A 26,407-nucleotide genomic window follows, 5' to 3' on the forward strand; every position below is an offset into this window, starting at 1 on the left:
CCAGGTCCCGCCCAACTGCCGCGATGATATCTTGCCTGGACCGCTCGACCTGATCCGAGGCGAAGATCGCCGCTTCGATGGCCCGATCAGAGACCGCCTCGATAATCTGTAGCGCGATCGATCCTCACACCACCAATGCCGATGCATAGACCGACGCCCACATGAGTATCGTCGCCGCGGCACTGATAGCCGTGTGCGTTGCTTTTGCACTGCCATAGAAGACACGCATCATTCTGCCGCAACGTCCGCAGCGCATCAGCCCCGTCAGTAGGGCGCGACCGCCGCGCGCCGATTTGCGCGCGCAGTTCTTCTTCATGTGCGCATTCTCAAGCAGAAGCTTTTGATTGTCCTCATACTCCTGCCAACTGATATAACCGGGATGATTGTCACGCAGCAGTACGCTCCATTCATTCCTCGGCTTACGTAGCCCGTTAGCCGTTCGAGCGCGGCCCGCAACAATCCGCGTCCGTGTGCTCGCCTGCCAAAGGCATAGGCTCCCGCATAGAGTGGATTATGAAGGATTTGCATGACGCTGTGATAGGCGGGCGCATTCCAGGCGAGTTTGCAGACTTCGATATTATGCAAGACGACCGGCATCTTGATGTCGGCCGATCGTAGCCACAGGAAGACCTGGCGCGCGCTCCCCAGTTCTCGGAATTTGGCAAAGACAAGCCTGATCGTCTCCACCACATGCTCGTCCGGATCGATTTCGATCTTGCCTGCTTCGCCCCAGCAGAGGCCTGGGGGCAACATAAATCGGAACTCGCCGCGCCCCGCTTGGAGTCGCGGGCGGCAATGCCGCGCTGTCGCATCAAGCTCAGTTCATATTCCGACATCGTTCCTTTCAACCCCAGCAGCAGACGATCGTTGACAAGCCGTGGATCATAGGCGCCGTCGGGATCGATGACCAATGTACCGGCCAGCGCGCATAGGTCGATTAGGTGATGCCAGTCCCGCCCGTTGCGCGCCAGGCGTGACGCGCCTCGATGCAATAGACCGCTCCCACATTGCCGGAACAGACCAGCGCAACAAGCCGTTCAAATCCCGGGCGCTCCATGCTACCTGAGCCCGAACGACCGAGGTCGTCGTCGATCACCGTCACAGATGCGAAGCCGGTCGTTTCGGCAGCTCCCGCCAGATCGTACTGCCGGCGCTGGCTTTCGAGATTGCCGGTCACCGGCGCCATGGTCGATTGACGGACATACACCACCGCTGCGCGGCCGAGATGGTCAGGCGTGATCCTGGTGTTCATCCACGCCTCCCGTCTTCGTCTTCTCGCCTGCTTCCAGAGCCTCCAGCAGAAGATCCGCGAGGGCTTCCACCAGCCCTTTCGTGTTCCGAACCACTGGTCCCTGGCGATTTGAGCGCTCCAGCTCCAGGACGGGCTGATCGCGATTTCGATACCGCCTGTTTCGCATCACCCTTCTCCTTCTTCCTCGAAGGACGGGATTTTGCGCCCGGTGCCTGAGCCGCGCCGAACGATGCCAGTACCGCAGCCAATTCGTTGAGGCCGTCGATGCTGATCTCAGGCAGCCCCAGCGCCATGTTGGCGCAGTAGCTCTGGTCGAACATCCAGTTCGGCAACTCGCGGGAGAGATCGGGCCGCTCATGCGTGTAGATGCATGTCAAGCTCTTGCCGCGACTGAAAGGCGAGACCTGCACCTTGCTCCCGAACATCGGGTGCCAAGGATAAGCGATCGTCGAAAAACGAAAACCGTATGTAGAATTTCGGTAATCGGCCGCGCTTGCCGCGGAAGCCGAAGATGGCGCCGGACCCTGGCGCCTCCTTTATGACCGTCTCGGCCAGCGTCGATAGACCATCAATTCCATGCCGCATATCGGTCACGCCGCAGGCCAAATAGACCCGTACATTCCCTGAAGGCCCGATCATGCCGCCTCCACACAGGTGATCAACGACGCGAGCATCTCCAGTTCAAGGTCGGCCGGAACCTTCAAGCAACGGCCATTTCGTAGCAAGATCTCGATGACCGTTGGCGCTGGCGGCGTGTCACGCACTTGCGCAAGGTCCACTTTCTCGACGAGCTCGACCGGAAGGAAAGTTGCCGGTACGCTGATACGGCTAAATGACTGCCGCCACAAACGGATCTGAGCCGGATAGATATCATGGCGGCGAGCCACATCACCAATGCGAACGCCAGGCTGATCCGCTTCCGCCAATATCCTCAGCTTAGCCTCTTCCGACCATCGCCGCCTGCGCTCAATGCCGGAAATGACCTCCATTCGAGCCATGCCAACCTCTTCGATCTGGTATTAATGTCAGCATTAATGCTGGTTCTAATGCCAGAACATCGCCTGATTTGTTCGATCAGGAAAATCCGCTCGCCGGACGCTCACAGAAGAGGGCGCAATACGTCAAGTAATGCATTCGGGGAGGCGGGTGCGCCGTCGGTCTCCCATGTGTTTTGAAACTTCACGATTTCGATGCTTACGACTTCATGTTCAGCAACTACTTCGCAGCAGAACTGAAGATGATCGAGGGAGAGGCCGCCCTCATCGCGGCTGATTCCCAATAGGAGCCCGTTATCGATGCCCCCGCCGATCTTTTACCAGGTGGAGCTAAGCGACTGCTTTCAGCGATTACGTGGCTACTAGCAGAAGGATGTAGGCGACCACAGTGACCATCAATGCCCGGAAGGCATAGCTCACACAGCGGTATTTTCCACGCGCTATGGTTGATAGGATATCCGCATTCTCAACGTACTGCTCGAACAGATAGCCCTTATCGCGCTTCGTTGCCGCCTCGCGAAAATGACCACGATGCTTGGGCCAAGATCCCCAGAACAGGGAAGTCGAGGAATTCACGTGACGCGGCAGAACCACGAGAATCGCCGAGAGGATAGAAACGATTGACGCCAGTGCCAAAGCGCCAGAGAAAACCATGCCCTGCGGCGTTCCCTGCGCATAGCGACCCCAGGTGAAGACCTCACGTCCCTCGCTGGACGTTACTAAAAAGGCGAGCATAAAAGTAAATATATAGGCGGCCTTCTGATCAGAAATTTTGATCTGGTCGTAAAATATGTCATTTATCTTCTTGATGTGGTCGAGATATTCCGAACTCACATCATCCGTCGAAGGTGCGCTGACCAAATAATTTGAAGCATTCTCAAAATCACTCACGCCGCACCCCCCCCCCGCGCCAAAGTGTTTCCTTGATATTACACCTGTCATGCAAAGCAAGTCCGTCTTCTGATGTCCACTTGACTTTTCAAGTATAGGTAGACAAATCCTTGCAATATGAGGGGTAGATTTGCGAGATACGCGTGCGGGGGCACGGCGATCGTGGTGGCCGCGTTGTGCCTGACGCCGCCGGCCATGGCGGAGCCTCTTCGGCGCACGGCGCGGGCCGCCGGCTCGGTCATTGACCGCAAGACGGGCGAAGAAGTCCGCTTCATCGATCTTTCCAGCTGGCAGAACGTCGCCCTTCATCAAGACCTGCTTGGCGGCGACGTGCTTCGCACCAATGCCAATGGTCAGCTGGCGATCTTGTTTGCAGACCACACGCAGGTTCGTCTGGGCCGTAATTCCGCGCTGCAGGTCAAGCAGATGGCTGCCGATGGCGACACGGTTCTCAATCTGCAATCTGGCACGATGTGGGCACGCGCGCAGCGCGGCGGTCAGGGACTGACAGTGGAGACGCCGGCAGCCGCCGCCGCCATTCGCGGGACCGACTGGACGTTGACGGTCAAGGGCGACCAGACCTCGTTGATTGTGCTCGAGGGGCGGGTCGAGCTCAAGAACGAGCATGGCAGTGTCGAGGTCGCACAGGGGGAAGGGGCGGTCGCGACGATTGGGCAGGCACCGCGCAAGCTGGTCATCGTTGCCCCTGACGATCGCCAGCAGATGCTGTTTTATCTGACACTGCGCAGCGGCTTTACGTTCATGCCCGCTTCGCCGCTGCCGATGCAAAAAATGCGATCCGAACGCAGCCGCGTCGAAGCCAATGCGCCGGAAGCAAGAACGTCAGAGGACTGGCTGACACTTGCCGAAGTACAGATGTCGTTCGATGGGCGTCAGCCGGCGCTCAAGTCGTTGGCGAGAGCTCGGGCACTCAAACTTTCAGCCAGCCAACGCGCCCGCGCCGATTTGATCGAAGCCCTGATCGCGGGCGCAGAGAAACGCTACGACGATGCGGCAAAACTGTTTTCGCGGGCTGAGCCGGCGCTCGATCCGCAGCGCCGCAGCATCGCTGCCTACGGAGGCTACTATTCGCGCTCGCTACGCGACCCCGATCATGTGGAGAAGCCGCCAGCGACGATCACCGGTCCCTATGCTGCGGTGATGAAGGCCTATACGGCCGGCTTCCTCGAAGACATTCCCGCCGCCATCAAAACCATGAAGGATGCGGAAGCGCGTTACCCGACGGATTCGCGGCTGCCGGCTCTGCGCGCACAGCTTGCTATCTTGATCAACGATCAGGTCCAGATGCGCGAGGCGATCGAGCGTTCGCTTTCGATCGATCCCATGGACCCTGATGGTTTGCAGGCCCGCGCTCGCATGCGCGCCGACTTCGAGGGGAATCTTGAGGCAGCGCTCGAAGACCTGAACAACGCGCTGAGAGTCGCTCCAGGCTCGTCGATGGTTTGGAATGATCTCGGCCTTTTGCAGGATGCCCGGGGCGCCAGCCGCGAAGCAGAGGCTGCGTTCAAGAAGGCGATCGAACTCGATCCGGACGATCCGGTCAGCCATGCCAATCTCGCAGTCCTTTATCTCGATCAATCGCGTATGAAGGAAGCCAAGCGGGAGATCGACCTGGCTTTGGCGGCAGATCCAGCCTTCGACGTGACACTTCTTGCCCGCGGACGTTACTATCTCCAGTCAGGTGAACGAGAAACGGCGATCGAGGACCTTCTCGCGGCATCGACGGCCAATCCGGGCTATTCGCAGGCGCAGCTAATGCTCGCGGCAGGCCACTACGAAAGAGGCGAGCGGGATCCTTCAAATCAGGCTCTCGAAAATGCCGATCGACTGGATAAGAATGACACGGCCATCTCTGCGTTTCGAACCGCAGTTGCCATTGATGACTACGACGCTGATGGAGCGATCGCAAACGCCCAAGAGTTTTTAAGGCGCGCTCGCGCTCGCGGGGGAGATTTCAGTGCACTTGGAGCCAACCAGGATGCCGGCTCCACGCTCAACAACGCCTTTCGCTTGCAGGGCCTCGATGCTTGGGGCCGGTACTATGGCGATGCGGTTTTTGATCCGTTCGAAGGCAGCGGCTTTGCGGATCAGGCGCTCAAGGGCAGTATCAACCCGTTCAAGAATGCGATCACCTTCGGGGATAGCGTGATCGAAAACACGAGCAACGCAACAAGCTTTTCTTCTCTGTTTCAAGGACTGCTGCTCGACCCGCACATGCTGTCAGGCCGGTCGAGATCGGCTACGTTGCTGCGCACTCCGTTCATTGAAGGCTCTATTGGCGGCGGCATAAATAGCGTCGGGGGTCACACTGGACGGGTCGGTGAAGCCGAGATCCAAGGCTTTGCCAACCAGACGATACCCATCAGCTTCTTCGGTAATTTCGAGTGGGAGGAAATACCAGCTGAAGGAAGCTATGCGGACTTCGGCAGTTTTTCCACCGAGACCAAACTGCTGAACGCCAATGGCTATCTAACGGCCACTCTCACCCCAGAGGATCGCGTGGTCGCCTTCGTCAATCAGGGCCGCAGCGATTTTGACCTGAATTCGTTGACGCTCGATCCATCGCCGTCGATCCGGCTTAACGCTGAGCTCTTCATTCCTCTCTTCGGGGTGCCGCTAGCACCCCCGGAACTGCCGCTCTATCGCAGTCAGCACAACAGTCTCGACAACCTCAACAGCGGCATAGGCTGGAGCCACACCTTCGGCTACCGAAATATCGTGAACGCCGCGCTTCTCTATTCAGAGGTGAAGACGGAGAGCACGAGTGACTTCGAATTCGATCAATCACCGATATTCGGGGCCACTACTCCAGATCTGCTGCCGTTCGGACAAACCCGACAAAGCCTGTCCTCCAAAAGTTACGTTGCCGCCGTCAGCCACAGCCTGGGCACTGACGACGGCCTGACTTGGCGATACGGTATCGAGGCAGGATGGATTGATACTCACAGCAGCACCTTCAACGAGCTTTATGAGCTCGTCCCGGTGTTTGTGCCCGATATCACGGACGGCCCGAACGAAGCGTCCAGTCGAACAAATCTGGCCCGTGCTTACGTAGACCTGCTGCACGAGATTACGCCAAACCTGACGGCAGAATATGCCCTGCATGCAACGAGACTGGATGGAGATGGTGTTGACGTCAGTCGCCTGGAGCCACGATTGGGCGTGGCTTGGGCTCCGGTCGAGGATCAGTGGCTGCGCGCTGTGTTCATGCGCCAGAGTGTCGAAACAGGCGTACCGACACTCGCCCCAATCGGCATTGTCGGACTGCAGCCAAATCAGATTGCGGTCGGGATCGATGGCTATATCGATACCGTTGCCTTGCAATGGGATTCGCAATGGACCGATAAAATCTTCACTTCCATGAGCTATCAGCACCAGGAATTGCATGATCTGACGATCGGGCTGCCGCTAACGGCGCTGCCCGCGATTGATAGCCTGCCTTTGGAAAGAGGGAGTATTGATCGGGCAAGCATCACAGCAAATTTTGCGCTGGGGAATGGGTTCGGTCTTTCAGCAACATACGCCCGCATGGAATCGGAAAACGAGGATGAAACAAGCGCCAACTTTGGCGGGGCACTTCCGTTCATCCCGCGCAACTCAGGCCAAGTGGCGCTCACCTGGGTCAATGAAGCAAAGGTGAAAGCGACAATCGCCGCCAATTATATCGGCAAACGAGACGGCGACGACATCGGGACAGAGCTTGATGACTTTTGGACGCTTGATGCCAACATGATTTGGGAGCCATTCGACAAGCGTTTTGCTCTTGAGGTGGCAGTGTTCAATCTGCTTGACGAGGATTTTGAAATAACCCCGGGCGTTCCCGGCTGGGGTCGTGCCGTAAAGGGCACTTTCAAAGTTCGGTTCTGATGAACAAGGCCCCGACCCCTGGTCAATCTAGAGAATCTCTCGGCTGGCCGTTCAGCAGCCGCAGCCTGCGACTGCTTGTCCTCATTCTGGTGACCCTCATCGGAATCTCCCTGCTTTCGCGCCTGCCGGCCTGGCCGCTGCTGGAGCTTAAGTCCTTCGACTATTTGTCGACGGTCGACGGCCTGCCGCCGCCGCAGGATGGGCCGGTCATTGTCGCAATCGACGAGCCTTCCCTTGCGGCGATCAATGCGCAGTGGCCTTGGCCGCGCAGCCTGCATGCAGAATTGATCCGACAACTACGAGCAGCCGGCGCAAAGGTGATCGGCCTCGATATCATCATGGCGGAGCCCTCGTCAGTCGAAAACGATGCGGCGATCACTGCTGCAGTCGGCCCGGATGTGATACTTGCCGGCGACGAGACGCTCATCCAGACGCCGCAAGCCGATCAGCTGGTGAGAGCGACCCCACTGCCTCAACTGACGGCAGCCGGTGCTCGCATGGGCATAGCCTCGATCGAGCTTGGTGGGGACGGCGTCTTCCGGACGATCCCCCCTTACGAAGACGGCTTTGCCGTGACGCTTCTGCGGGCTGCCGGCAATGATGTTGACACGATCCCGTCGAACTCAATGATCCAGTCATTCGGCCCGGCGCGTAGCTATCCAACCGTCTCCTACTATCAGGCCCTCGACCCGAAGAACTTCCTTCCTGAGGGCACTTTCAAGGATCGCATTGTCCTGGTCGGCCTTAGCCTGCAGAACGCGCCGGAGATCGATAAGGGAGGCGCGGACGCCTTTGCCACACCGTACACGATGCATACGGGCAAGCTTACCGCTGGCGTCGAAATCCAGGCAACGATCTATGATAATCTTCGCCAGCGGGTGTCTATCACCCGCACGGGCAGCGTACCTTTTGTCGGCTTCGTCCTGCTTGCGGCCGCGTTCGCTGCAGCAACTGTTTGGAAATCCACTGGTTGGCTGACTCTATTAGCAACCGTCGTCGCGATCTGCGCATTCGCGCTGCTCTCCTATGCGGGACTACGCTTCGACCATTTTTTCGTATCACCGTTAGGGCCGACCGTCGCCTTTGTGTCCGTTGCCTTTGGCGAGGCGGCTTTCGACTTTGCGGAGGAGCGCAGGAATAAGCAACGCATTACGCGAGCATTTTCGCAGTACATTTCGCCCGACCTCGTCAAAAAGCTCTCTGACGATCCGTCGCAACTGAAGCTCGGCGGAGAAAGACGAACGCTGTCGGTCCTCTTCTCCGACGTCCGTGGCTTCACGACGATTGCCGAAACGATGAAGGACGATCCGGAAAGGCTGACCGGCTTGATCAACCGGCTGCTGACGCCGCTCTCCGATATCGTCATGGATCACGGAGGTACGATCGACAAATACATGGGCGACTGCATCATGGCGTTTTGGAACGCTCCGCTCGATGACCCCAAGCACGCGCTCCATGCTGTTCAAGCATCGCTTGCAATGCAGACCGCTATTGGAAAGCTTAACAAGGAGCTTGAAGCGGAAGCCAAAGCAAGCGGCGCACCTCTGCATGTGCTGAAGATGGGCGTCGGCATCAACACGGGTGAATGCGTCGTCGGCAACATGGGGTCGAACCGGCGCTTCGACTACTCCTGCCTCGGCGACTCGGTCAATCTCGCCTCACGGCTTGAGGGAGCATCGAAGAACTACGGGGTGGCTATTCTGCTCGGGGAGGAGACCGCGCGGCTTGTCAGCGGGCGTTACACCGTGGTCGAGCTTGACCGTATTGTCGTAAAGGGCCGAACGGTACCGTCGCCTGTCTATACGATCGTTGAAGATGCTCGGCCCGAGGACCTCGACGTGCACACCGATTTTCTCTTGGGCAAATACAATAAAACTCTGGGCGCTCTGGATAATATTTTCGATAGATTGGAAACAGCCATTCCTTCTCTCCGACTTTATTATTCAGTCGTGCGGGCAGAACTTTCTCGCTCAACAGATGAATAAGATCACCCCGAAGAGACCGCCTCTAGAATAATATCGTTACGTAGTGTGCATAGCGTAGTCACTCGCTGGAAAGTTGATCTGCAGCTTGTTCGATGCATGCCTCGCTAAATTAGCTGTGGCGCAACAAGTGCGATACGCGGTAGTTGACGGTTCAGATGTCTGTACAGTCGCCGGTTCTTGGCAGAAGCAGAGTGCGAGCGCCAATTTTTCTCTACGCGATAGGCCGGAGTAATGTGCGGATTGTCAGCATTAGTGACGATTCCGATGCAACGGCCCGATTGCACAGGTCAGTTGGCAGTGAGGAACCTTCGAGACGATGAGGATCTCAGCGCCGTGAGGCCGTCGGCGCGCTCGATAGCGACGGTCCATTCAACGTCAACCATTCCTATCACGGTGACAACGTTCGCTTCCGCGACCTGCATGCCGGCCTGAAGCATAGCTTCGCTCTGGATTGTGCGTAATGCACGATGCGCCGCAATCGCATTCGTCCTCCTTCTCCTCGTTGTGACACGAGGGGCAGTTCTTCAATCTAGACGTTGAACGCATGTTTTATAATCTGAAGGCTCCATTTCAATTGTCGCAATATGTATCTGGTGAATTGAGTTGCCTCGTGGTATTCAAGCGCCTCTAGTTTAGAACGTAAATAAATTTGGAATGCGCAAAATGCGACAAATAAATGATGAGGAAGCTGTTCTCAATTTGATTGGCGATCGAGTCTGGAATACCGAGCTGGCCTTCCAATACCTCAAGGCTGTCGGCATGGCCGATACAAAGCGCACTGCCGAGCGACGGTTGCATGAGTTGGGCATTCTGCCGGCAGCTCTGATAGCCGAGGATTTGCGGGATGAATTCGGAGAGAAACCCATACAGAGTGTTTTGAATTCCGATTTAGAACGGCAGCGCTCCAAGCGAACACTTGTTCTATTCGTGCAGATTTTCGAGCGAGCGCAGTCCGCGTGCCTGCATGCCAACGACGCGCGAGGATCGCGTATCTGGGTGCCCATGGCAACGCCGGTTGGCTCAGCCGAAGTTGAGACTGCATTGGGAAAACTGCGGAAGCATGTCGGCAAGCCGATCGCCGTCTTTCCGCATGCGGCTGTAACAAGGTTCTGCCGCGAAATCCCTCCCAACGAAGATATAGGTGTCCAACTGCTGAGCTATTCGTCGCCCCTACCGGCCGCTGCGCCTATTCACGCTGTGTCATCAATGTCCGATCACCTAAAACGGCTTGAGTCCGAGAGCATCTTCATCATCCGAGAAGCCTATGCTGAGGCGCGCAATCCCGTCTTACTATACTCATTGGGAAAAGACAGCTCGGTACTCCTTCATCTGGTGCGCAAGGCTTTCTTTCCAGCGCCCCTTCCATTTCCACTCCTGCACGTGGACACGCGGTGGAAGTTTCGTGAAATGTACCAGTTCAGGGATCGTCTCCGGGCGAAAAGCGGCGTAGAGCTTATCGTCCATGTCAACCCCGAGGCGATCGAAAAAGATATTAATCCATTCGATCATGGGGTGGAGCTCCACACAGCCATCACGAAAACCGAAGGGCTGAAGCAGGCCCTCGATCTTCATAGGTTCGATATCGTTTTCGGCGGCGCGCGCCGCGACGAAGAGAAATCGAGGGCAAAGGAGCGTGTATTCTCCTTCCGTGCTCGCAATCACGCCTGGGATCCGAAGAACCAGCGGCCGGAAGTCTGGAACCTCTACAATACCCGAAAGCGACCGGACGAAAGCATTCGCGTGTTCCCGCTTTCAAACTGGACCGAGCTCGACATATGGCAATACATCCATGAACAGGCCATTCCCATCGTGCCGCTCTACTTCGCTAAAGAGCGACCGGTCGTGAACCGAAACGGCATGCTTTTGGTCGTCGACGACGATCGCATGCAGCTCTTGCCCAACGAACAAATTTCCGCCCGTAAAGTGCGCTTTCGAACGCTTGGTTGCTACCCGCTGACCGGGGCGATCGAGTCGGACGCATCGACTGTTCCCGAGATAATAGCGGAGTTGTTGCAATCTCGCTCGAGCGAAAGACAAGGACGCCTGATTGATACGAGCTCCAGTTCGAGCATGGAAAAAAAGAAGGCCGAGGGATATTTTTGATGCGACGCGCAATCCACAATCCAGCCGCGCCGGCTAGAACGACCCAAGAAGTACTAGAAGCCTTCGACTCTCAACAGCGTTCGCAGGATCTATTGCGCTTTATCACCTGTGGTAGCGTAGATGATGGCAAGAGTACGCTTCTCGGGCGTCTGCTTTGGGAATCGCAGGTATTGGCGGACGATCAGCTTGACGCGTTGAAGGCGGATTCGAAGCGATACGGAACTCAAGGCGAAAACATCGACTTCGCACTGCTTGTCGACGGCCTGTCGGCCGAGCGCGAACAAGGTATCACCATCGATGTTGCGTACCGATTCTTCTCGACATCACGACGGAAATTTATCGTCGCGGATGCGCCTGGTCACGAGCAGTACACGCGCAACATGGTGACCGCCGCCTCGACAGCGGATTTGGCGATTTTGCTGATGGACGCCCGAAAAGGATTGCTTACGCAAACCAAACGGCACGCTTACCTGGCATCCTTGCTCGGTGTTCGTCATCTGGTGCTGGCGATCAACAAGATGGACACTGTCGAATACGACCGCCAAATTTCATCGCAGCTGTCGGAGGCCATGGCTGACTTTGCAGCGACTTTGAATTTCGAAACATTTATGCCCGTCCCGATCAGTGCCTTAAGGGGTGAGAACATAACGCACCGATCATCGAAAATGGCATGGTATGACGGCCCAACGCTGCTGGGGCATCTGGAGACGGTCCACGTGCAGCAGGCGCCCGCAGAGCGTTTCATCTTCCCCGTTCAGTGGATAAATAGGCCCGACGCCGGCTTCAGAGGCATTTGTGGAACGCTCTTGGAGGGCATGGCGCGCGTAGGTAGCACAATAAGAAACACCGCGTCTGGCGAAGTCTCGGAAATCGCCGAGATAGTCACCATGGATGGACGCCAAGCGGAGGCTGCTGAAGGAAGCGCCATTACGCTTTGCCTCGAACGCGATATCGACGTGTCGCGAGGAGATGTGCTTTCGTTGGCCGACAATCCGCTGGAGATGACCGACCATTTCGAAGCGACGATTGTCTGGATGGATCTGGATCCGGGCCTTGTCGGACGGAGTTATGATATCAAGCTGTCCACTCAGTCCGCAACCGCTTCGATTTCCAGCATCAAATATCGTGTCGACATCAATACGCTCGGGCACGAGGCTGCACGGCAGCTTGCATTGAATGATATCGGGGTTTGCAATGTCTCGGTCAGCCGCCCGCTCGTTTTCGATACCTATGCCCGGTCGAAAGCGCTTGGAAGTTTTATTCTGATCGATCGTTTCAGCAACGCGACTGTTGCCGCTGGGATGATTCGGCACAATCTCAGGCGCGCTCAAAACGTCCATCGCCAGGCCTTATCCATCACCAGGGCTGATCGTGAGCGGTTGAACGGTCATACTGGCAAGGTGATTTGGTTTACCGGCCTGTCTGGATCGGGAAAGTCGACGATCGCCAACGCACTCGAGCGCGAACTCCATAAGTCCGGCCGGAGAACCTATATTCTCGATGGCGACAATGTGAGGCAAGGATTGAACAAGGATCTCGGCTTCACCGACGCCGACCGCGTCGAGAACATACGCCGGATCGCGGAAGTGGCAAAGCTGATGATGGACGCCGGAATCCTAGTCCTGACGGCGTTTATCTCGCCTTTCAAACGTGAACGCCAAATGGCGAAGGAATTGATAGGCGAAGAGAATTTCATCGAGGTTTATGTTGATACTCCGCTGCAGGTCTGCGAAGATCGAGACCCCAAGGGCTTGTATCGAAAGGCCCGGTGCGGACAGATTCCGAACATGACGGGCGTCAACAGTCCATATGAGCCGCCCGAGCAACCGGAAGTGAAGGTGGATGGTTCCACGGGTGATATCGACGATACCGTCAAGTATCTCCTCGCAATCCTCGACAACTCCGACCGCCATTGAAGCAAAGCGGATGCGATGCAAGATGTTGATGATGTTGTGTTTCAAAACGCCATCCAGTAAAGGCGACGAGTTGATTAACAAATTCGGCTTCGCATGGGCATGAAAGACGACATTGCCATCTTGATGGGCACTTTTCAGGGAGCGCGATATCTTCCCGAGCAGTTGGAATCCATTCGCGGCCAAACCTACAGCAGCTGGTCGCTATGGGTTTCGGATGACGGGTCCACCGACACAACGCTCGATCTCGTGCGGTTGTTTGAAAAAAGTGTGCGGTCGCCCGTTCACGTTGTGAACGGGCCTCGTCGGGGTTTCATCCGCAATTTCTTGACGCTAGCCTGCAATCCGGCCATTGACGCAGCCTATTACGCCTTTTCTGATCAGGATGACATCTGGCATCCCGACAAGCTGGAACGCGCAGTCGCTTGGTTGAAGGAGCAGCCATCCGGCCTTCCGGCCCTTTATTGTTCGCGAACGCATACGGTCGATGAAACGGGTGTGTCGACGGGCAATTCTCCGCTTTTCACGCGCCCCCCGTCCTTCTCGAACGCGCTGGTACAAAGCATCGGCGGTGGCAATACGATGGTCATGAACCGCGCGGCGCGAGCGCTCCTGATTGAGGGCGGCGCCGAAGCAGATATTCCAAGCCACGACTGGTGGGCCTACATTCTGGTATCGGGCGCCGGAGGGCGCGTCCGATATGATGCTGAGCCGCGCATCGACTATCGGCAGCATGCGAGCAATCTCGTCGGGTCCAATTCCGGTTGGCGAGCTCGGCTTAAACGCGCGCATATGCTGACGCAAAGCCGATTTTTGAAATGGAATTCCCAGCACGTCGAAGCGCTGCGAAGGGTCGAGCATCTCCTGACACCAGGAAATCAAGCTCTCCTCGCAGACTTTCGTCGGATGAGAACTGACGCGCTTCCTATGCGACTCCGGATACTTTATAGGTCGGGGCTGCATCGGCAAACATTGGCAGGCAACTTTGGTTTGCTCGTGGCTGTAATCCTGAAACAGATTTAGACAATAGGTGTATGCAATGACGGTACTCGTGTCGGGGGGGGCGGGGTTCATTGGCGGCAATTTCGTTCTCGATTGGATTGCTCAGTCCGGCGAACGGATTGTAAACGTCGACAAGCTGACTTATGCCGGCAACCTGGACACGCTGAAATCGCTGCGGGGAGATGACAGGCATGTCTTTGCGCATGGTGACATCGGCGATAGAGAGTTTATTGAAAGCTTGTTGCGGACTCACCAGCCGCGCGCGATCATAAATTTTGCCGCTGAGAGCCATGTTGACAGGTCGATTCACGGCCCTGCCGCGTTCATTGAGACGAACGTTGTCGGCACGTTTAACCTGCTCGAAGCAGCTCGCGCGTTCTGGCAGGAGTTGAACGACGACGAAAAATCAGCCTTCCGCTTTCTGCATGTCTCCACGGACGAAGTCTATGGCAGCCTCGGCGCTACAGACGCTCCCTTCAGTGAAAACAATCGTTACGAGCCCAACAGCCCTTATTCGGCAAGCAAGGCCGCGTCGGACCACTTGGTGAGAGCATGGCATCATACTTATGGCCTCCCGGTGCTCACCACCAATTGCAGCAACAACTACGGGCCATATCACTTCCCAGAGAAGCTGATTCCGCTGGTGATATTGAACGCGCTTGCCGGCAAGCCTCTGCCGATCTACGGCGATGGCCAGCAGATACGTGACTGGCTCTATGTGAAGGATCATTGCAGCGCGATCCGAACTGTGTTGGCCAATGGCCGCGTCGGCGAGGTCTACAATGTCGGCGGCTGGAACGAGAAGCCCAATTTGGCGGTGGTGCACACGATCTGCGATACGCTCGATGCGCTGAAGCCGCGGCAAGGCGCCGGATCATATCGCGATCAAATAACCTTCGTGAAAGATCGCCCGGGACATGATCGGCGATATGCGATCGACGCACGCAAGATCGAGCGAGATCTGGGCTGGAAACCCGTCGAAACCTTCGAGAGCGGCATAGAAAAGACTATTTCCTGGTATCTCAACAATCAGGACTGGGTGGCCAATGTGACATCCGGCGCCTACAGGGATTGGCTCAGCCAGCAGTACGAGAATTGACAATGCGTCCCTTGTTGATCACAGGTGCCGATGGGCAGGTCGGCTTCGAACTGCGGCGTGCACTTGCATCACGTGGCGATGTCGTTGCTTACGGCCGGGCCGAATGTGACCTGGAAAACGAGGCGAATATCCGCGTCGCGCTGAGAGCGACGAGGCCAGCGATCATATTCAATGCGGCAGCCTATACGGCGGTTGACCGCGCCGAAAGCGAGGCCGCGCGCGCGGGCGCCGTCAACGGAATTGCGCCGGGCGTGATGGCGCGCTGGGCAGCGGATAATGACTGCGTGATGATCCATTACTCGACCGACTACGTTTTTGATGGGGAAAAAGATTCTCCCTATGTCGAAACCGATAGCACCAACCCACAGTCCGTTTACGGGAAAAGCAAACTGCAGGGCGAGGAGGCGGTGCGCGCGGCAGGGGGGCAGCATCTTATTCTTCGCACCAGCTGGGTTTACGGCCATCATGGTCACAATTTTTTAAAGACGATTCTCCGATTGGCTTCGGAGCGCGAAACGCTTCGAATTGTTGCTGATCAGGTGGGGGCGCCGACATCGGCGGCTCTGATCGCCAAGACGACCGCGCGCATCGCCGACAAAATTCTGACGGAAAGCGCCGGCTCCGGAGTTTATCACCTCACCGCCCAAGGCAGCACTTCCTGGTACGACTATGCCTGCTACATCGTTGATAGAGCGACCGCGCGCGGTTTTGGGGGATTGCTGCCGACGGACAAAATCGAACCTATCTCGACGAACGATTATCCTACGCCTGCAAAGCGTCCGCTCAACTCACGGCTAAATTGTGCCAAATTGATGGATTGCTTTGACTTGCCACTGTCACCGTGGCAGGACGGCGTCGAAGAGGTCATTGGCCTGCTTGCGGCGACAAACTAGGCGCGATCGACTTGTCGGCGCGTTGAAATCGTGATGCTAAAATCAACCAGCCGGAACGAGAATTCCGAAATAGGGTTTTAAAATGGCTAGGGCACGTAAAGGAATTATTCTTGCTGGTGGATCTGGGACGCGCCTGTACCCGGCGACGCTAGCGGTCAGTAAGCAGCTGCTGCCGATCTACGACAAGCCAATGATTTACTACCCGCTGACCACCCTCATGCTGGCGGGAATTCGTGACATTCTCGTCATTTCGACGCCTGATGACACGCCTCGCTTTGAGGCGCTGCTGGGCGATGGCCACCAGTGGGGGCTCAATGTCAGTTATTGTGTCCAGCCGAGTCCCGACGGACTGGCGCAAGCTTTTATTCTTGGCCGAAGCTTTGTTGGAAACAATCCGAGCGCTTTGGTGCTTGGTGACAACATCTTCTACGGACACGACTTCCAGAGCCTGCTGAATCGAGCGGCTGGTCAGGCAAGTGGTGCTTCTGTATTTGCGTACCATGTAACCGATCCAGAACGTTACGGCGTCGTGGAATTCGACAAGGCCAGGAAGGCGCTCTCGATAGAAGAGAAGCCGAGGCAGCCGAAGTCTAACTACGCGGTGACCGGACTGTATTTCTACGATGCGCAGGTCTGCGATATCGCGGCCGACATCAAACCGTCACCCCGTGGCGAACTTGAAATCACGGATGTCAACAGTCGCTATCTCGTCCAAGGGCAACTTGACGTCGAGATTATGGGCCGGGGTTACGCCTGGCTGGACACCGGGACGCATGATTCACTGTTGGAAGCTGGACACTACATCGCGACAATTGAAAAGCGACAGGGCCTGAAGGTAGCCTGTCCAGAAGAGGTCGCCTATAGATCGGGGTGGATTGACGACGGCAAATTGGAGTCGCTAGCACATCCACTACTGAAGAATGGCTACGGAAAATACCTGCTTAACCTCCTTAAGGAAAAGGTCTTTTGATGTTCTCCACGCCAACTGCCATTCCCGAGGTCGTCGTGCTTGAGCCGAAGGTTTTTGGTGACGATCGTGGGTTTTTCTTCGAGAGCTTCAACGCCGCAGCCTTCGAGCACGCCGTTGGGATCAAACGCGATTTTGTTCAGGATAACCATTCTAGATCATTTAAGAACGTACTGCGTGGTTTGCATTATCAGATCAAGCGCGCACAGGGCAAATTGGTGCGCGTCGTAGAGGGCGAAGTGTTCGACGTAGCTGTCGACCTGCGTCAGGCCTCGTCCACTTTCGGGAAATGGGTCGGGGTCCATCTGAGTGCCGAAAACAAGAAACAATTGTGGGTGCCAGAAGGGTTCGCCCACGGATTCCTCGTCCTCAGTCAAACCGCTGAATTCCTCTACAAAACGACCGACTATTATGCGCCGGAGTTTGAGCGCAGCCTCTTATGGAACGATCCGGCAATAGGTATCGATTGGCCGCTCTCAGGAGTTCCCAACCTTGCGCCAAAGGATGCCGCAGCCGTTCCCTTGAGCGAGGCCGAGGTGTTTGTCTGATGCAAGACTATTCCCTCCATCCGATTGAAATGGTTGCTAGCTTCTCCCGGAATTTCACCCTTATTAGAGCATCCGTAAAACGCGAAGTCTTTGGGCGTTATCGGGGATCTTTCCTAGGTATACTATGGTCATTTTTCAATCCGCTGTTCACGCTGGGTGTTTACACCTTTGTATTCAGCGAGGTGCTTAAGGCGCGCTGGAGCGTTGGAAGTAGTTCGAAAGTGGAATTTGCGCTCGTTCTGTTCGCGGGCCTGATGTCGTTTAATTTATTCGCAGAATGTATTAATCGCGCTCCAACTCTGATTACTAATAACCCTAATTATGTTAAGAAGGTCGTCTTTCCGTTAGAGATTTTACCTTGTGTAGTACTTGGGTCCGCGCTTTTTCACTTCTGTGTTAGTCTCTGCGTCTGGCTCTTGGCTTATGTCGTATTTTATGGCGTGCCACATGCGACCGTACTCTATTTTCCTCTAGTGTTGTTGCCGTTCTCGATTTTTATCTTGGGAGCGAGCTGGATTCTCGCGTCCCTTGGCGTCTTTTTGCGCGATGTTTCACAATTTATCGGAATCGTCATCACGGCGCTAATGTTCCTCTCGCCGATATTCTATCCAGCGAGTGCCCTGCCGGAAGGCTATCGGCCTTTACTCTACTTAAATCCCTTGACGCCCGTAATAGAGCTCTCACGCGACGTGCTCTACTGGGGTAAGCAGCCGGATTTCAAGTTGTTAGGAATCTACCTGTTGGCTGCCTCATTGGTCGCGTGGCTGGGCTTTGTCTGGTTCCAGAAGACGCGCAAAGGTTTTGCTGATGTCCTCTGATATCGCCATCAAGGTGGAGAATCTTAGCAAGTGCTATCAGATTTACGATCATCCTCGTGATCGGCTCAGGCAGTTCATATCACCGCGCTTGCAGCGGTTGGTTGGACGCGAGGCAAGGCAGTACTTCAATGAATTCTGGGCTCTTAAGGATGTCTCGCTGGAAGTTAAAAGAGGCGAAACGGTAGGCATTATTGGCCGGAACGGAAGCGGCAAGTCGACCTTACTGCAATTGATTTGCGGTACACTCAACCCGACGAGTGGCAGCGTTCAAGCGAGCGGAAGGATTTCGGCACTGTTGGAACTTGGCTCTGGATTCAATCCGGAATTTACGGGCCGCGAGAACGTTTATATGAACGCTGCCGTATTGGGCTTGAGCCAGGATGAAATCGACAGTCGTTTCGACCAAATTGCTGCGTTCGCCGATATTGGTCACTTCCTCGATCAGCCTGTGAAAAATTACTCAAGCGGTATGGGCGTGCGACTGGCGTTTGCTGTGCAAGCGATGATTGATCCGGATATTTTCGTCGTCGACGAAGCTCTTGCCGTGGGGGATGAGAAATTTCAGCGCAAGTGTTTCGCGCGGTTGGATGAGTTAAAGCAAAGTGGAACGTCGATCCTCTTTGTTTCTCACTCAGCCGCCAGCATAATCGAATTATGCGACAGGGCTCTAGTGCTCGATAGCGGCATTCGGGTCATGTATAGTCGGCCGCAGGAGGCAATACGCGCCTATCAGAAGATGATCTACGCTCCTTCAGCTGAGTATCAAAAGCTTGTTCGGGAGTATCGTGCTGCCGATCAATCTGCCGAAACAATCGGGCTGACTGACACAGCAAATCTAGTTCCGCAACCGCCGGCGGCTCCATCGGTCTTATTTGATCCGGGGCTGGTGCCAGAAACAACCACGGTCTACCCAATACAAGGGGCGGAAATTACATCAATATCCATACTGGATGAGAATGATCAGCCAGTGAATGTCTTACAAGCGGACAAAACCTATCAATTCGTGATGGCGGGCCACTTGCTCAGGGAATTTTCCGGGATTTTCTTTGGTCTCCACATCAGGAATATCTCCGGAACTGTCATCACCGGCCAAAGGTACCCGGAGGAAGGGCTCTATCTCGAAAAGATAAGGGCAGACTCTGATTTTCGGATCAGTTTCTCCTTTCGCATGGGCCTATTGGCCGGAGTTTACTTTGTTGGCGGTGGCATCTGGTCCGTAGACGGTGTCGACTGCCCGCATCGCGTTCTTGATGCAATCATGTTTCGTGTCTCTAACATCGAAAGGCCAAAATCGTTTGGCTATGTGGATTTGATGTCGGACGAGCCTTCTGTCAAACTTGTTGAGGGATAGCAATTGGATCTCGATAGCCAAAAGATAGCAAAACTGCTGTCTGAATGTAATTCTCGCTTCGATTTATGGATCCGATTGCTGGATCTTCATAAGGCTAGAAATATGGCCGAGATCGGAGTTTGGAAAGGCGATTTCGCTGAGCGTATACTCAGGGAATGCTCTCAAGTAGAGCAATACTATATGATAGATCCTTGGGCGAGTTTGCCAGATTGGAATAAGCCCTTCAATGTGGCGCCCGCAATGTTTGATGAAATCTATCAGGAGATGCTTGCTAAGACCGATTTTGCTTCTGAAAGAAGGACGATCCTACGAGGGAGGACTAAAGATGTTGTCAATGACATCCCTGACGGAAGTCTTGATTTTGCGTACATAGACGGAGATCATACACTTAGAGGCATAACGATTGATCTCATAAAAATTCTACCTAAAATAAGGGAGGGTGGGATTATTGGGGGAGATGATTTTACCACGACGCCTTGGCAACATGATACTCGCTACGAGCCTACTCTCGTATGCCCATATAGCGTCTATTTTTCCGAAGCGATGGATCTGCCGATTATTGCATTGCCTCATAATCAGTTCCTCATCAAAAAGGAAAGAGGGGCGAACTTCTCGTTTCTCGATGTTACCGGGGATTATACCGACATCTCGCTAAATAAGCTGCCCTGAACTGAAAATTGACGGTAGGAACTCGACTTGAATATCCAAGACTGGCCGCTTATCGACAAACAAAAATTGTCGGACCACCTACGTTGGAATAGCTACCTCTCGCGCCGCCATAAGCTGCTATATATTAGCACTCCTAAGGTCGCGTGTACCTCACTCAAATGGTGGTTTGCGTCTCTTGAAGGCTATTCCGAAGCGCTGTACTCAATCACCGACAGTGAAGAGACTGACCCCGATCTTGTTGCCCACGAAGCGCACAAGGTAGCGCCGCAGGTCACAAACCTGGCGTTTGGGCAGTTGGCGGAAGCTCTGACATCGGACGGGTATTTTCGATTTGCCGTAGTTCGCAATCCCTACAAACGGATTTTTTCGGCATGGCAATCGAAGTTATTGTTGCGTGAGCCTCTTCAAATCGGTCCCTATACCAAATACGCGTTTTACCAGCTGCCGATAGAGTCTGCGCGGGACATCGCCGCTGGGTTCGAGGGCTTTCTGGAACACTTGGCGAGCAGCGAGGCCCCTTCCTATTTGGATCATCACTGGGCACCTCAGGCAACTCTGCTTCGCCCGGATCTGATTGACTACACCAAACTGACTAAGATCGAAGAAACTGGGGAACTGCGTAAGGCGTTGATGGAGTGGCTTGGCGAGAAGGCGCCCGATCCTTTTTCCGTTCGGCGAGCAAACGAAAGCTTGATTCCATATTCGCCAGCTCTTGTGACGGAGCGAAGCGTTGAAATTATCCGGGCATTGTACGCCGAAGACTTTGATGCTTTTGGGTATGAAAGGCATCCGCCCTCAACTCCTGAAGGTTTCTCGGATGAGCAGTTGGATGTGGCTCTGAAAGCCGTCAAACTCATTCGTGCTCGTCATCAACGGCTGGGTGAGCGAGCAGTTCAGGTCGCGAACCTCAACCGGGATGTGAACCGACAGGAAGCTCGAGTTGCGGAGATCGTAAAAGAGAAAGATCGAGCGCTGGCAGCTGTCGCGGACGAGAAGGATCGGGTACTTGGTGCTCTCCGCCAGGAGCGAGATCAGATGTTGCGTTCGAGATCTTGGCGCATCACCAAGCCCCTGCGCGGAATCGCGCGTGTAGTGCATCGTAGCCAGTCATCGCGCCTCGTGCTGCCGCTCAGGCAATTGCGCCGAAGAATTACGCATGTCGTGTCTATGTTTCATGCCGTGAGGCCTGCAGTCGAATTTTATCAAGGATCATGGCGTTTAGCTGGACGTCGTGTCGCAGGAGTATTCCGGCGGGAGGGTATAGGCGGCGTAATCCGCCGAGCCCATATTCTGACTGGGAGGTCGATCGCGGGAGATGAAGGCGTTTCTTCCCCCGGGACGTTATATGGGGAGGTGCGGCCCCTCTCGTCGGAGTTCACTCCGCGCGTTTCGATTATCGTGCCTAATTTCAATCATGCCGGATATCTGCGGAAGCGCCTTGAGTCGATCTACAGCCAGACCTACTCCAATCTGGAGGTGATTCTACTCGACGACTGCTCCAATGATGAGAGCGTGGCAATTTTGAAAGACTACGCGACTCGCTATCCCGACAAAACCATTTGCCATTTTAACGAGATTAATTCTGGGGGAGTTTTTAATCAGTGGAAGAAAGGTCTGGAGCTGGCGACGGGGGAGCTAGTTTGGATCGCCGAAAGTGATGATTATTGTTCTGACAATTTTCTCGAGGAACTGGTGCGATGCTTTCAGAATAAGGCGGTGAAGCTGGCATTTGCCCAAACGGAGTTTGTACGTGGCAATCCCCCTGAGAAGGTCTGGACCTCAAAGGAGTACCTGCAGGACCTTGGCGAGGGCGCTTGGAGTCGTCCATTCATCAGGTCGGCGCATTCGATGGTCAAGTTTGGCTGGGCGGTCAAGAACATTGTGCCGAACGTGAGCGGAGCGGTGTTTCGGCATCCCGGAAAATTGCCGCTATTCGAAGATCCACAGTGGTTAAGCTTGCGTCTCTGCGGAGATTGGATCTTTTATCTTTCGATTGTACGTGGCGGTTTGGTCGCTTACAACCCTCGTGCTATCAATTACTATCGCCAGCACGCTTCCAATACCTCTGTTGGTGCCCAGAAAGAGGATATCTACTATCGGGAGCACGAGGTAGTGGCCCGATATGTCGCGACAATGTATCGCGTTGATCGCTCGGATCTCGACAAACAGCAGCGGCATCTTTACGTTCACTGGTGTAGCCAGCGTGGCGCTAGTCGACGTAGCGAATTTAAGCAGCTTTACGATCTGGATAGGGTTTGGCCGCGGGCGGCAGACAGGCGTCCCAATGTGGTTATGGCCGTCTATGCTCTCGCGGCCGGTGGTGGCGAAACATTCCCCATATTACTGGCCAATCTTCTTGAGCGCCGGGGATATGCCGTCACGCTCCTAAATTGCCAGGAAGAGGCCACTGAACCGGGTGTTCGGACAATGTTGTCGCAATCGATCCCTTTGTTGGAATTGGAACGACTTGAGCTTGCACCGGCTGTGTTCGCTGATATGGGAATTGAATTGGTACACTCCCATCACGCTTGGGTGGATGTATCGCTCGCGATGCTGCTGCTGAGCCGTCCTGGGATCAAGCAGATTATCAGTATGCACGGGATGTATGAAATGATGGAGCCGGGGCAATTGGATGGGTTACTGCCTCTCCTTTGGCGGCGCGTTGACCGCTTTGTTTACACCGCTGACAAGAACTTGAAGGCTTTTCCACCAGAGATGATTCGGAAAAAGGGCTTTAGGAAAATTGACAATGCCTTGCCAGTGAATGACATAAATCCTGCGTCGCGCGCTGATTTGAGAATTGCCGCTGAGGACTTCGTGCTATGTCTTGTGGCTCGTGCCATTCCGGATAAGGGATGGGAGGAAGCCATCGGGGCCGTGGTCTGGGCCAATGAGCGATCGGACTGCAGGATTCGTCTGCTCCTGATCGGTGAGGGGCCGGAATTCGATCGTTTAAAGTCCGAATGCAAACACGAGTTTGTGCACTTTCTTGGGTTTCAACCGAATATCCGGGATTATTTCGCTGCATCGGATATCGGCTTCCTTCCTTCCCGGTTCAAGGGTGAAAGCGCACCCCTAGTGCTGATTGACTGCTTGCTTTCCGGCAAACCGGTGCTAGCCAGTAACGTTGGGGAGATCCGGGATATGTTGGATACCCCAGAGGGAGTTGCCGGCGCCTTGTTTGACCTTAGCGAATGGGAAGTAGATGTTCCCGCTTTGGGCGATCTAATAGTGGCTATCGCCAATGATCCAATGCTCTATGAGGAATTACTAAAACGGGTTCCGTTGGCTGCTGCAAAATTTGCAGTATCCACGATGCTTGAAAAATATGAGGAAGTATACCGCGATGTCCTGACCGCATCAGAAACGGTGCCTCGGACATTACAATGATAAGTGACCGGAGAGCCAAGTTGCAGTTTTCGCTAGATGCAAGTCAAACTATGCCAAAGCGATGCCTTGTTTTGGGAGGGAGGGGATTCATAGGGTCTCATCTGATTGATGCCCTGCTCAACCATGGATACCACGTACGCTGCTTCGATCGTCCGCATGTGCCATCGCTCAGCGGTTCTCCTCTGAGCCACGTTAATTTTGAGAGTTACGAGGGGGATTTTATTAGTGAAACCGACGTCGCCAGCGCTTTAGAAGGTTGCGACATCTGTTTTCATTTAGTTTCGACCACCTTGCCGAAGTCGTCGAACGCAGACCCGGTGTTTGACATCGAGAGCAATGTTCTCGGCACCATTCGATTGCTTAATCACGCAGTCCAACTCGGGCTGAAGAAGGTCGTTTTTGTCTCTTCAGGAGGTACTGTATACGGCGTTCCAAGTCAGATACCGATTCCTGAGACACACTCAACCGATCCATTAAGCTCCTACGGAATAACCAAACTCTCGATCGAGAAATACCTACATCTGTTCCATAGCCTGCACGGTCTAGATTATACGGTCTTGCGTCTCGCAAACCCTTTCGGCGAAGGGCAGCGCGTGCATGCGAGTCAGGGCGCTGTCGCAGTCTTCTTAAGCAAAGTTATGCGAGGAGAGCCTGTAGAGATTTGGGGCGACGGATCCGTTGTGCGTGACTACATATATATAGCTGATGTAGTGGATGCACTATTGTCCGCGCTTGAACATGCAACGAACGAGCATGTCTTTAACATCGGTTCAGGGCGCGGGCATAGCTTGAATGAGTTGCTGGATTCAATAGAAACTCTAACAGGACGCTCAGCAGATCGTCGCTACTTGCCGGGGCGGCCATTCGATGTCCCCAAAAATGTCCTGAGCATAGAGAGAGCGCAACAGCTTTTAGGCTGGTCACCACGGGTGCCATTTGATGACGGGCTCAGAAAGTTTGCAGATTGGTTGCAGAATCAACATGACGAGTGAGTCGAGGCCGATCCGCCATTCAAGATTCGTCTGCGATTAGCTTGTCCGCAGGGCATTCTCGCCAGGCGACAATGAAAGTTTCAAATACAGCTGTTGATCCATCCCGTATCTGCTATGTTTCGAACTTGGGACACTTGAAAAGTGGGGAGCTGGCAAGTCGCCGCTCGGTGAGGCTCTGGCCTATATCGACAAATACTGGGATGGCCTCTGCATCTTCCTGGCTGACGGCCGCATCGAGATCGACAACAACAGCGTCGAGAGAACAATTCGGCCGATTGCCCTAAACCGCAAGAACGCGCTTTTTGCCGGGCATGACGCGGGAGCAGAGAACTGGGCGACCATTGCCTCGCTGATCGAGACCTGCATGTGTGGATGGCTCCCGTGATGCAAGAGGCTTATTTGAGCGATGCGCGAAGTCGGCGGCTTGCATGTGTCCGGCCTAACATAGAAGGCGGCATATTCGGCCGCCGGCCCAGATGAGATCCGCGGATCGGGTCCATAACAAACTGACGCGCTCGAAGCGCCTACAGGTCTACTGGGTGTCCCGATCTCGTCTATCAACTGTCGCGTCATCTTCCCATTCAGCGCCTATGCACCACGACCGCCAGGACTCGGCTGATCCTGCCGGCCGATACTTATGCCGGTCGATAAGTCTCCTCGCGCGTCATCACCGCCCAAATGATCCTTGCCATTTTGTTTGCCAAGGCAACGGCAGCGAGTTTAATCGGCTTCCGAGCGATGATGCGCCCCAGCCAACTTTGAGCGAAGTTCTGTTTACTCCGCGACCAGCGTATCGTGGACATCGCCCCAATTACCAGGAGACGCCGGATGGTGCGATCACCCATCTTGGTGATACGGCCCAACCGCTCTTTTCCACCGCTGGAGTTCTGACGTGGCACAAGCCCAAGCCATGCAGCGAAGTCGCGCCCTGATCGAAAATCGCGGATGTTCGGCACTCCGGCCAATACGGCGCTGACGGTGATCGGGCCGACGCCTGGGATGCTGAGCAATCTGGCGGATTCAGGCTCTTCGCGGCAATTCTTTCGCATCTGAGCCTCGAGAGCATTGATCCGCGCATTCAAGGCGACGAGCTGGTCGACTAGGATACTTAGTGGCGCTCGGACCGCATCTGGGATCGGCGTCTTCGGATCGGATATTCGCTGGATCAGCGAACCGACATGTTGAGGGCCTGCTGGCGCGATTACACCGAACTCAGCCATATGACTGCGGATCGCATTGATCAGCGAAACACGCTGGCGCGAAAGAAGTTCATGTGTGCGATGCAGGACGCGCGATGCCTGTTGCGACAGCGACTTGATTGGAGCTGAGCGAACCGCTGGTCGCGTCACTGCTTCGCAGATGGCCGCAGCATCCGCTGCGTCGTTTTTTTGCCGCGCGACGTAGGGCTTCACGTACGAGGCGGGGATCATTCGGGCATCATGGCCAAGTGCGCGAATCTCGCGTGCCCAGTAATGCGACGAGGCACACGCCTCCATGCCGACAACACAAGGCGGCAACTTGGCGAAAAAGCTGAGCACCTCGTCGCGGCGAAGCTTCTTCTGAAGAACAGGGCGGCCTTTTGCATCCGCCCCATGAACCTGAAAAACCCGCTTTGCCAGATCGAGCCCGACCGTCGTTACTTCCTTCATGG

At 55.0% G+C, this 26,407-nt stretch carries 22 protein-coding genes and 2 pseudogenes; 15 read left to right on the forward strand and 9 right to left on the reverse strand.

Annotated features, from left to right (window positions below; genetic code table 11):
• Window positions 1–124: 124 nt before the first annotated feature.
• The 8 genes and pseudogenes from ACSQ9D_RS25350 to ACSQ9D_RS25385 form a co-directional block, all read right to left on the reverse strand.
• The gene (locus tag ACSQ9D_RS25350) at window positions 125–316 is read right to left on the reverse strand and encodes a zinc ribbon domain-containing protein (protein WP_436284623.1); all 192 of its coding nucleotides are present in this window, start codon (window positions 314–316) and stop codon (window positions 125–127) included.
• Entirely contained in the window at window positions 313–753 is a 441-nt protein-coding gene (locus ACSQ9D_RS25355; RefSeq protein WP_436284624.1) for a recombinase family protein, read from the reverse strand. The genes ACSQ9D_RS25350 and ACSQ9D_RS25355 overlap by 4 nt, the downstream gene beginning before the upstream one ends.
• Window positions 754–833: 80 nt before the next feature.
• Window positions 834–992: pseudogene (locus tag ACSQ9D_RS25360) on the reverse strand (recombinase family protein); the annotation flags it as partial.
• The gene (locus ACSQ9D_RS25365; protein ID WP_436284625.1) at window positions 938–1,252 is read right to left on the reverse strand and encodes a recombinase family protein; all 315 of its coding nucleotides are present in this window, start codon (window positions 1,250–1,252) and stop codon (window positions 938–940) included. The pseudogene ACSQ9D_RS25360 and the gene ACSQ9D_RS25365, both read right to left, overlap by 55 nt.
• Entirely contained in the window at window positions 1,230–1,418 is a 189-nt protein-coding gene (locus tag ACSQ9D_RS25370) for a hypothetical protein (protein WP_436284626.1), read from the reverse strand. The genes ACSQ9D_RS25365 and ACSQ9D_RS25370 overlap by 23 nt, the downstream gene beginning before the upstream one ends.
• 188 nt (window positions 1,419–1,606) lie before the next feature.
• Window positions 1,607–1,891, reverse strand: coding sequence for an IS66 family insertion sequence element accessory protein TnpB (tnpB, locus tag ACSQ9D_RS25375; RefSeq protein ID WP_436284627.1), 285 nt, complete (start codon window positions 1,889–1,891; stop codon window positions 1,607–1,609).
• Window positions 1,888–2,250, reverse strand: coding sequence for an IS66-like element accessory protein TnpA (gene tnpA, locus ACSQ9D_RS25380; protein WP_436284628.1), 363 nt, complete (start codon window positions 2,248–2,250; stop codon window positions 1,888–1,890). Before tnpA ends, tnpB begins: the two co-directional genes overlap by 4 nt.
• Window positions 2,251–2,598: 348 nt before the next feature.
• Window positions 2,599–3,138, reverse strand: coding sequence for a Pycsar system effector family protein (locus ACSQ9D_RS25385; RefSeq protein WP_436284629.1), 540 nt, complete (start codon window positions 3,136–3,138; stop codon window positions 2,599–2,601).
• Between the two features lie 117 nt (window positions 3,139–3,255).
• Between ACSQ9D_RS25385 and ACSQ9D_RS25390 the strand changes: the two genes are divergently transcribed.
• From ACSQ9D_RS25390 to ACSQ9D_RS25460, 15 genes and pseudogenes are all read left to right on the forward strand, one after another.
• Window positions 3,256–7,026 carry a FecR domain-containing protein gene (locus ACSQ9D_RS25390; protein ID WP_436284630.1) on the forward strand — a complete coding sequence of 1,257 codons (3,771 nt, stop codon included), beginning with the start codon at window positions 3,256–3,258 and terminating at the stop codon, window positions 7,024–7,026.
• Entirely contained in the window at window positions 7,026–9,011 is a 1,986-nt protein-coding gene (locus tag ACSQ9D_RS25395) for a CHASE2 domain-containing protein (protein WP_436284631.1), read from the forward strand. The genes ACSQ9D_RS25390 and ACSQ9D_RS25395 overlap by 1 nt, the downstream gene beginning before the upstream one ends.
• 1,197 nt (window positions 9,012–10,208) lie before the next feature.
• Window positions 10,209–11,114 carry a sulfate adenylyltransferase subunit CysD gene (gene cysD, locus ACSQ9D_RS25400; protein ID WP_436285167.1) on the forward strand — a complete coding sequence of 302 codons (906 nt, stop codon included), beginning with the start codon at window positions 10,209–10,211 and terminating at the stop codon, window positions 11,112–11,114.
• Window positions 11,114–13,030, forward strand: coding sequence for a sulfate adenylyltransferase subunit CysN (gene cysN / locus ACSQ9D_RS25405; protein ID WP_436284632.1), 1,917 nt, complete (start codon window positions 11,114–11,116; stop codon window positions 13,028–13,030). The genes cysD and cysN overlap by 1 nt, the downstream gene beginning before the upstream one ends.
• Before the next feature lie 123 nt (window positions 13,031–13,153).
• Window positions 13,154–14,050 (forward strand): glycosyltransferase family 2 protein, encoded by an 897-nt coding sequence (locus ACSQ9D_RS25410; RefSeq protein ID WP_436285168.1) that lies wholly within the window; start codon window positions 13,154–13,156, stop codon window positions 14,048–14,050.
• A 16-nt stretch (window positions 14,051–14,066) separates the two neighbouring features.
• The gene (gene rfbB / locus ACSQ9D_RS25415) at window positions 14,067–15,128 is read left to right on the forward strand and encodes a dTDP-glucose 4,6-dehydratase (protein WP_436284633.1); all 1,062 of its coding nucleotides are present in this window, start codon (window positions 14,067–14,069) and stop codon (window positions 15,126–15,128) included.
• 14 nt (window positions 15,129–15,142) lie between these two features.
• Window positions 15,143–16,021 (forward strand): dTDP-4-dehydrorhamnose reductase, encoded by an 879-nt coding sequence (gene rfbD / locus ACSQ9D_RS25420; RefSeq protein WP_436284634.1) that lies wholly within the window; start codon window positions 15,143–15,145, stop codon window positions 16,019–16,021.
• An 82-nt stretch (window positions 16,022–16,103) separates the two neighbouring features.
• Complete coding sequence (gene rfbA / locus ACSQ9D_RS25425; protein WP_436284635.1) at window positions 16,104–16,991, forward strand: glucose-1-phosphate thymidylyltransferase RfbA; 888 nt, start codon at window positions 16,104–16,106, stop codon at window positions 16,989–16,991.
• Entirely contained in the window at window positions 16,991–17,536 is a 546-nt protein-coding gene (gene rfbC, locus ACSQ9D_RS25430; RefSeq protein WP_224566254.1) for a dTDP-4-dehydrorhamnose 3,5-epimerase, read from the forward strand. Before rfbA ends, rfbC begins: the two co-directional genes overlap by 1 nt.
• Window positions 17,536–18,354 carry an ABC transporter permease gene (locus ACSQ9D_RS25435; protein WP_436284636.1) on the forward strand — a complete coding sequence of 273 codons (819 nt, stop codon included), beginning with the start codon at window positions 17,536–17,538 and terminating at the stop codon, window positions 18,352–18,354. Before rfbC ends, ACSQ9D_RS25435 begins: the two co-directional genes overlap by 1 nt.
• A complete protein-coding gene (locus ACSQ9D_RS25440) occupies window positions 18,344–19,705 on the forward strand; it encodes an ABC transporter ATP-binding protein (RefSeq protein ID WP_436284637.1) in 1,362 nt (453 codons plus the stop codon). The genes ACSQ9D_RS25435 and ACSQ9D_RS25440 overlap by 11 nt, the downstream gene beginning before the upstream one ends.
• Window positions 19,706–19,708: 3 nt before the next feature.
• Window positions 19,709–20,374, forward strand: coding sequence for a class I SAM-dependent methyltransferase (locus tag ACSQ9D_RS25445; protein WP_436284638.1), 666 nt, complete (start codon window positions 19,709–19,711; stop codon window positions 20,372–20,374).
• Between the two features lie 27 nt (window positions 20,375–20,401).
• Complete coding sequence (locus ACSQ9D_RS25450) at window positions 20,402–23,764, forward strand: glycosyltransferase (protein WP_436284639.1); 3,363 nt, start codon at window positions 20,402–20,404, stop codon at window positions 23,762–23,764.
• Window positions 23,765–23,784: 20 nt separating this feature from the next.
• Window positions 23,785–24,756: an NAD-dependent epimerase/dehydratase family protein gene (locus tag ACSQ9D_RS25455; RefSeq protein ID WP_436284640.1), complete on the forward strand. Its 972-nt coding sequence runs from the start codon at window positions 23,785–23,787 to the stop codon at window positions 24,754–24,756.
• 151 nt (window positions 24,757–24,907) lie between these two features.
• Window positions 24,908–25,120, forward strand: a pseudogene (locus ACSQ9D_RS25460) (IS66 family transposase); the annotation flags it as partial.
• Window positions 25,121–25,391: 271 nt separating this feature from the next.
• On the opposite strand, the gene ACSQ9D_RS25465 reads toward ACSQ9D_RS25460, so the two are convergent.
• Window positions 25,392–26,405, reverse strand: a complete 1,014-nt coding sequence (locus ACSQ9D_RS25465; RefSeq protein ID WP_436284641.1) for an IS110 family transposase — start codon at window positions 26,403–26,405, stop codon at window positions 25,392–25,394.
• Between the last annotated feature and the right edge of the window lie 2 nt (window positions 26,406–26,407).

Origin of the sequence: Rhizobium sp. LjRoot258 (assembly GCF_964254185.1) — a bacterium.
Classification (GTDB): domain Bacteria; phylum Pseudomonadota; class Alphaproteobacteria; order Rhizobiales; family Rhizobiaceae; genus Rhizobium.

What these genes read in the sequence shown, in the direction of transcription:
- ACSQ9D_RS25350 (WP_436284623.1), bottom strand. Translation starts at nt 316, where the DNA reads ATGAAGAAGAACTGCGCGCGCAAATCGGCGCGCGGCGGTCGCGCCCTA.
- ACSQ9D_RS25355 (WP_436284624.1), bottom strand. Translation starts at nt 753, where the DNA reads ATGTTGCCCCCAGGCCTCTGCTGGGGCGAAGCAGGCAAGATCGAAATC.
- ACSQ9D_RS25365 (WP_436284625.1), bottom strand. Translation starts at nt 1,252, where the DNA reads ATGAACACCAGGATCACGCCTGACCATCTCGGCCGCGCAGCGGTGGTG.
- ACSQ9D_RS25370 (WP_436284626.1), bottom strand. Translation starts at nt 1,418, where the DNA reads ATGCGAAACAGGCGGTATCGAAATCGCGATCAGCCCGTCCTGGAGCTG.
- tnpB (WP_436284627.1), bottom strand. Translation starts at nt 1,891, where the DNA reads ATGATCGGGCCTTCAGGGAATGTACGGGTCTATTTGGCCTGCGGCGTG.
- tnpA (WP_436284628.1), bottom strand. Translation starts at nt 2,250, where the DNA reads ATGGCTCGAATGGAGGTCATTTCCGGCATTGAGCGCAGGCGGCGATGG.
- ACSQ9D_RS25390 (WP_436284630.1), top strand. Translation starts at nt 3,256, where the DNA reads ATGAGGGGTAGATTTGCGAGATACGCGTGCGGGGGCACGGCGATCGTG.
- ACSQ9D_RS25395 (WP_436284631.1), top strand. Translation starts at nt 7,026, where the DNA reads ATGAACAAGGCCCCGACCCCTGGTCAATCTAGAGAATCTCTCGGCTGG.
- cysN (WP_436284632.1), top strand. Translation starts at nt 11,114, where the DNA reads ATGCGACGCGCAATCCACAATCCAGCCGCGCCGGCTAGAACGACCCAA.
- ACSQ9D_RS25410 (WP_436285168.1), top strand. Translation starts at nt 13,154, where the DNA reads ATGGGCACTTTTCAGGGAGCGCGATATCTTCCCGAGCAGTTGGAATCC.
- rfbB (WP_436284633.1), top strand. Translation starts at nt 14,067, where the DNA reads ATGACGGTACTCGTGTCGGGGGGGGCGGGGTTCATTGGCGGCAATTTC.
- rfbA (WP_436284635.1), top strand. Translation starts at nt 16,104, where the DNA reads ATGGCTAGGGCACGTAAAGGAATTATTCTTGCTGGTGGATCTGGGACG.
- rfbC (WP_224566254.1), top strand. Translation starts at nt 16,991, where the DNA reads ATGTTCTCCACGCCAACTGCCATTCCCGAGGTCGTCGTGCTTGAGCCG.
- ACSQ9D_RS25435 (WP_436284636.1), top strand. Translation starts at nt 17,536, where the DNA reads ATGCAAGACTATTCCCTCCATCCGATTGAAATGGTTGCTAGCTTCTCC.
- ACSQ9D_RS25440 (WP_436284637.1), top strand. Translation starts at nt 18,344, where the DNA reads ATGTCCTCTGATATCGCCATCAAGGTGGAGAATCTTAGCAAGTGCTAT.
- ACSQ9D_RS25465 (WP_436284641.1), bottom strand. Translation starts at nt 26,405, where the DNA reads ATGAAGGAAGTAACGACGGTCGGGCTCGATCTGGCAAAGCGGGTTTTT.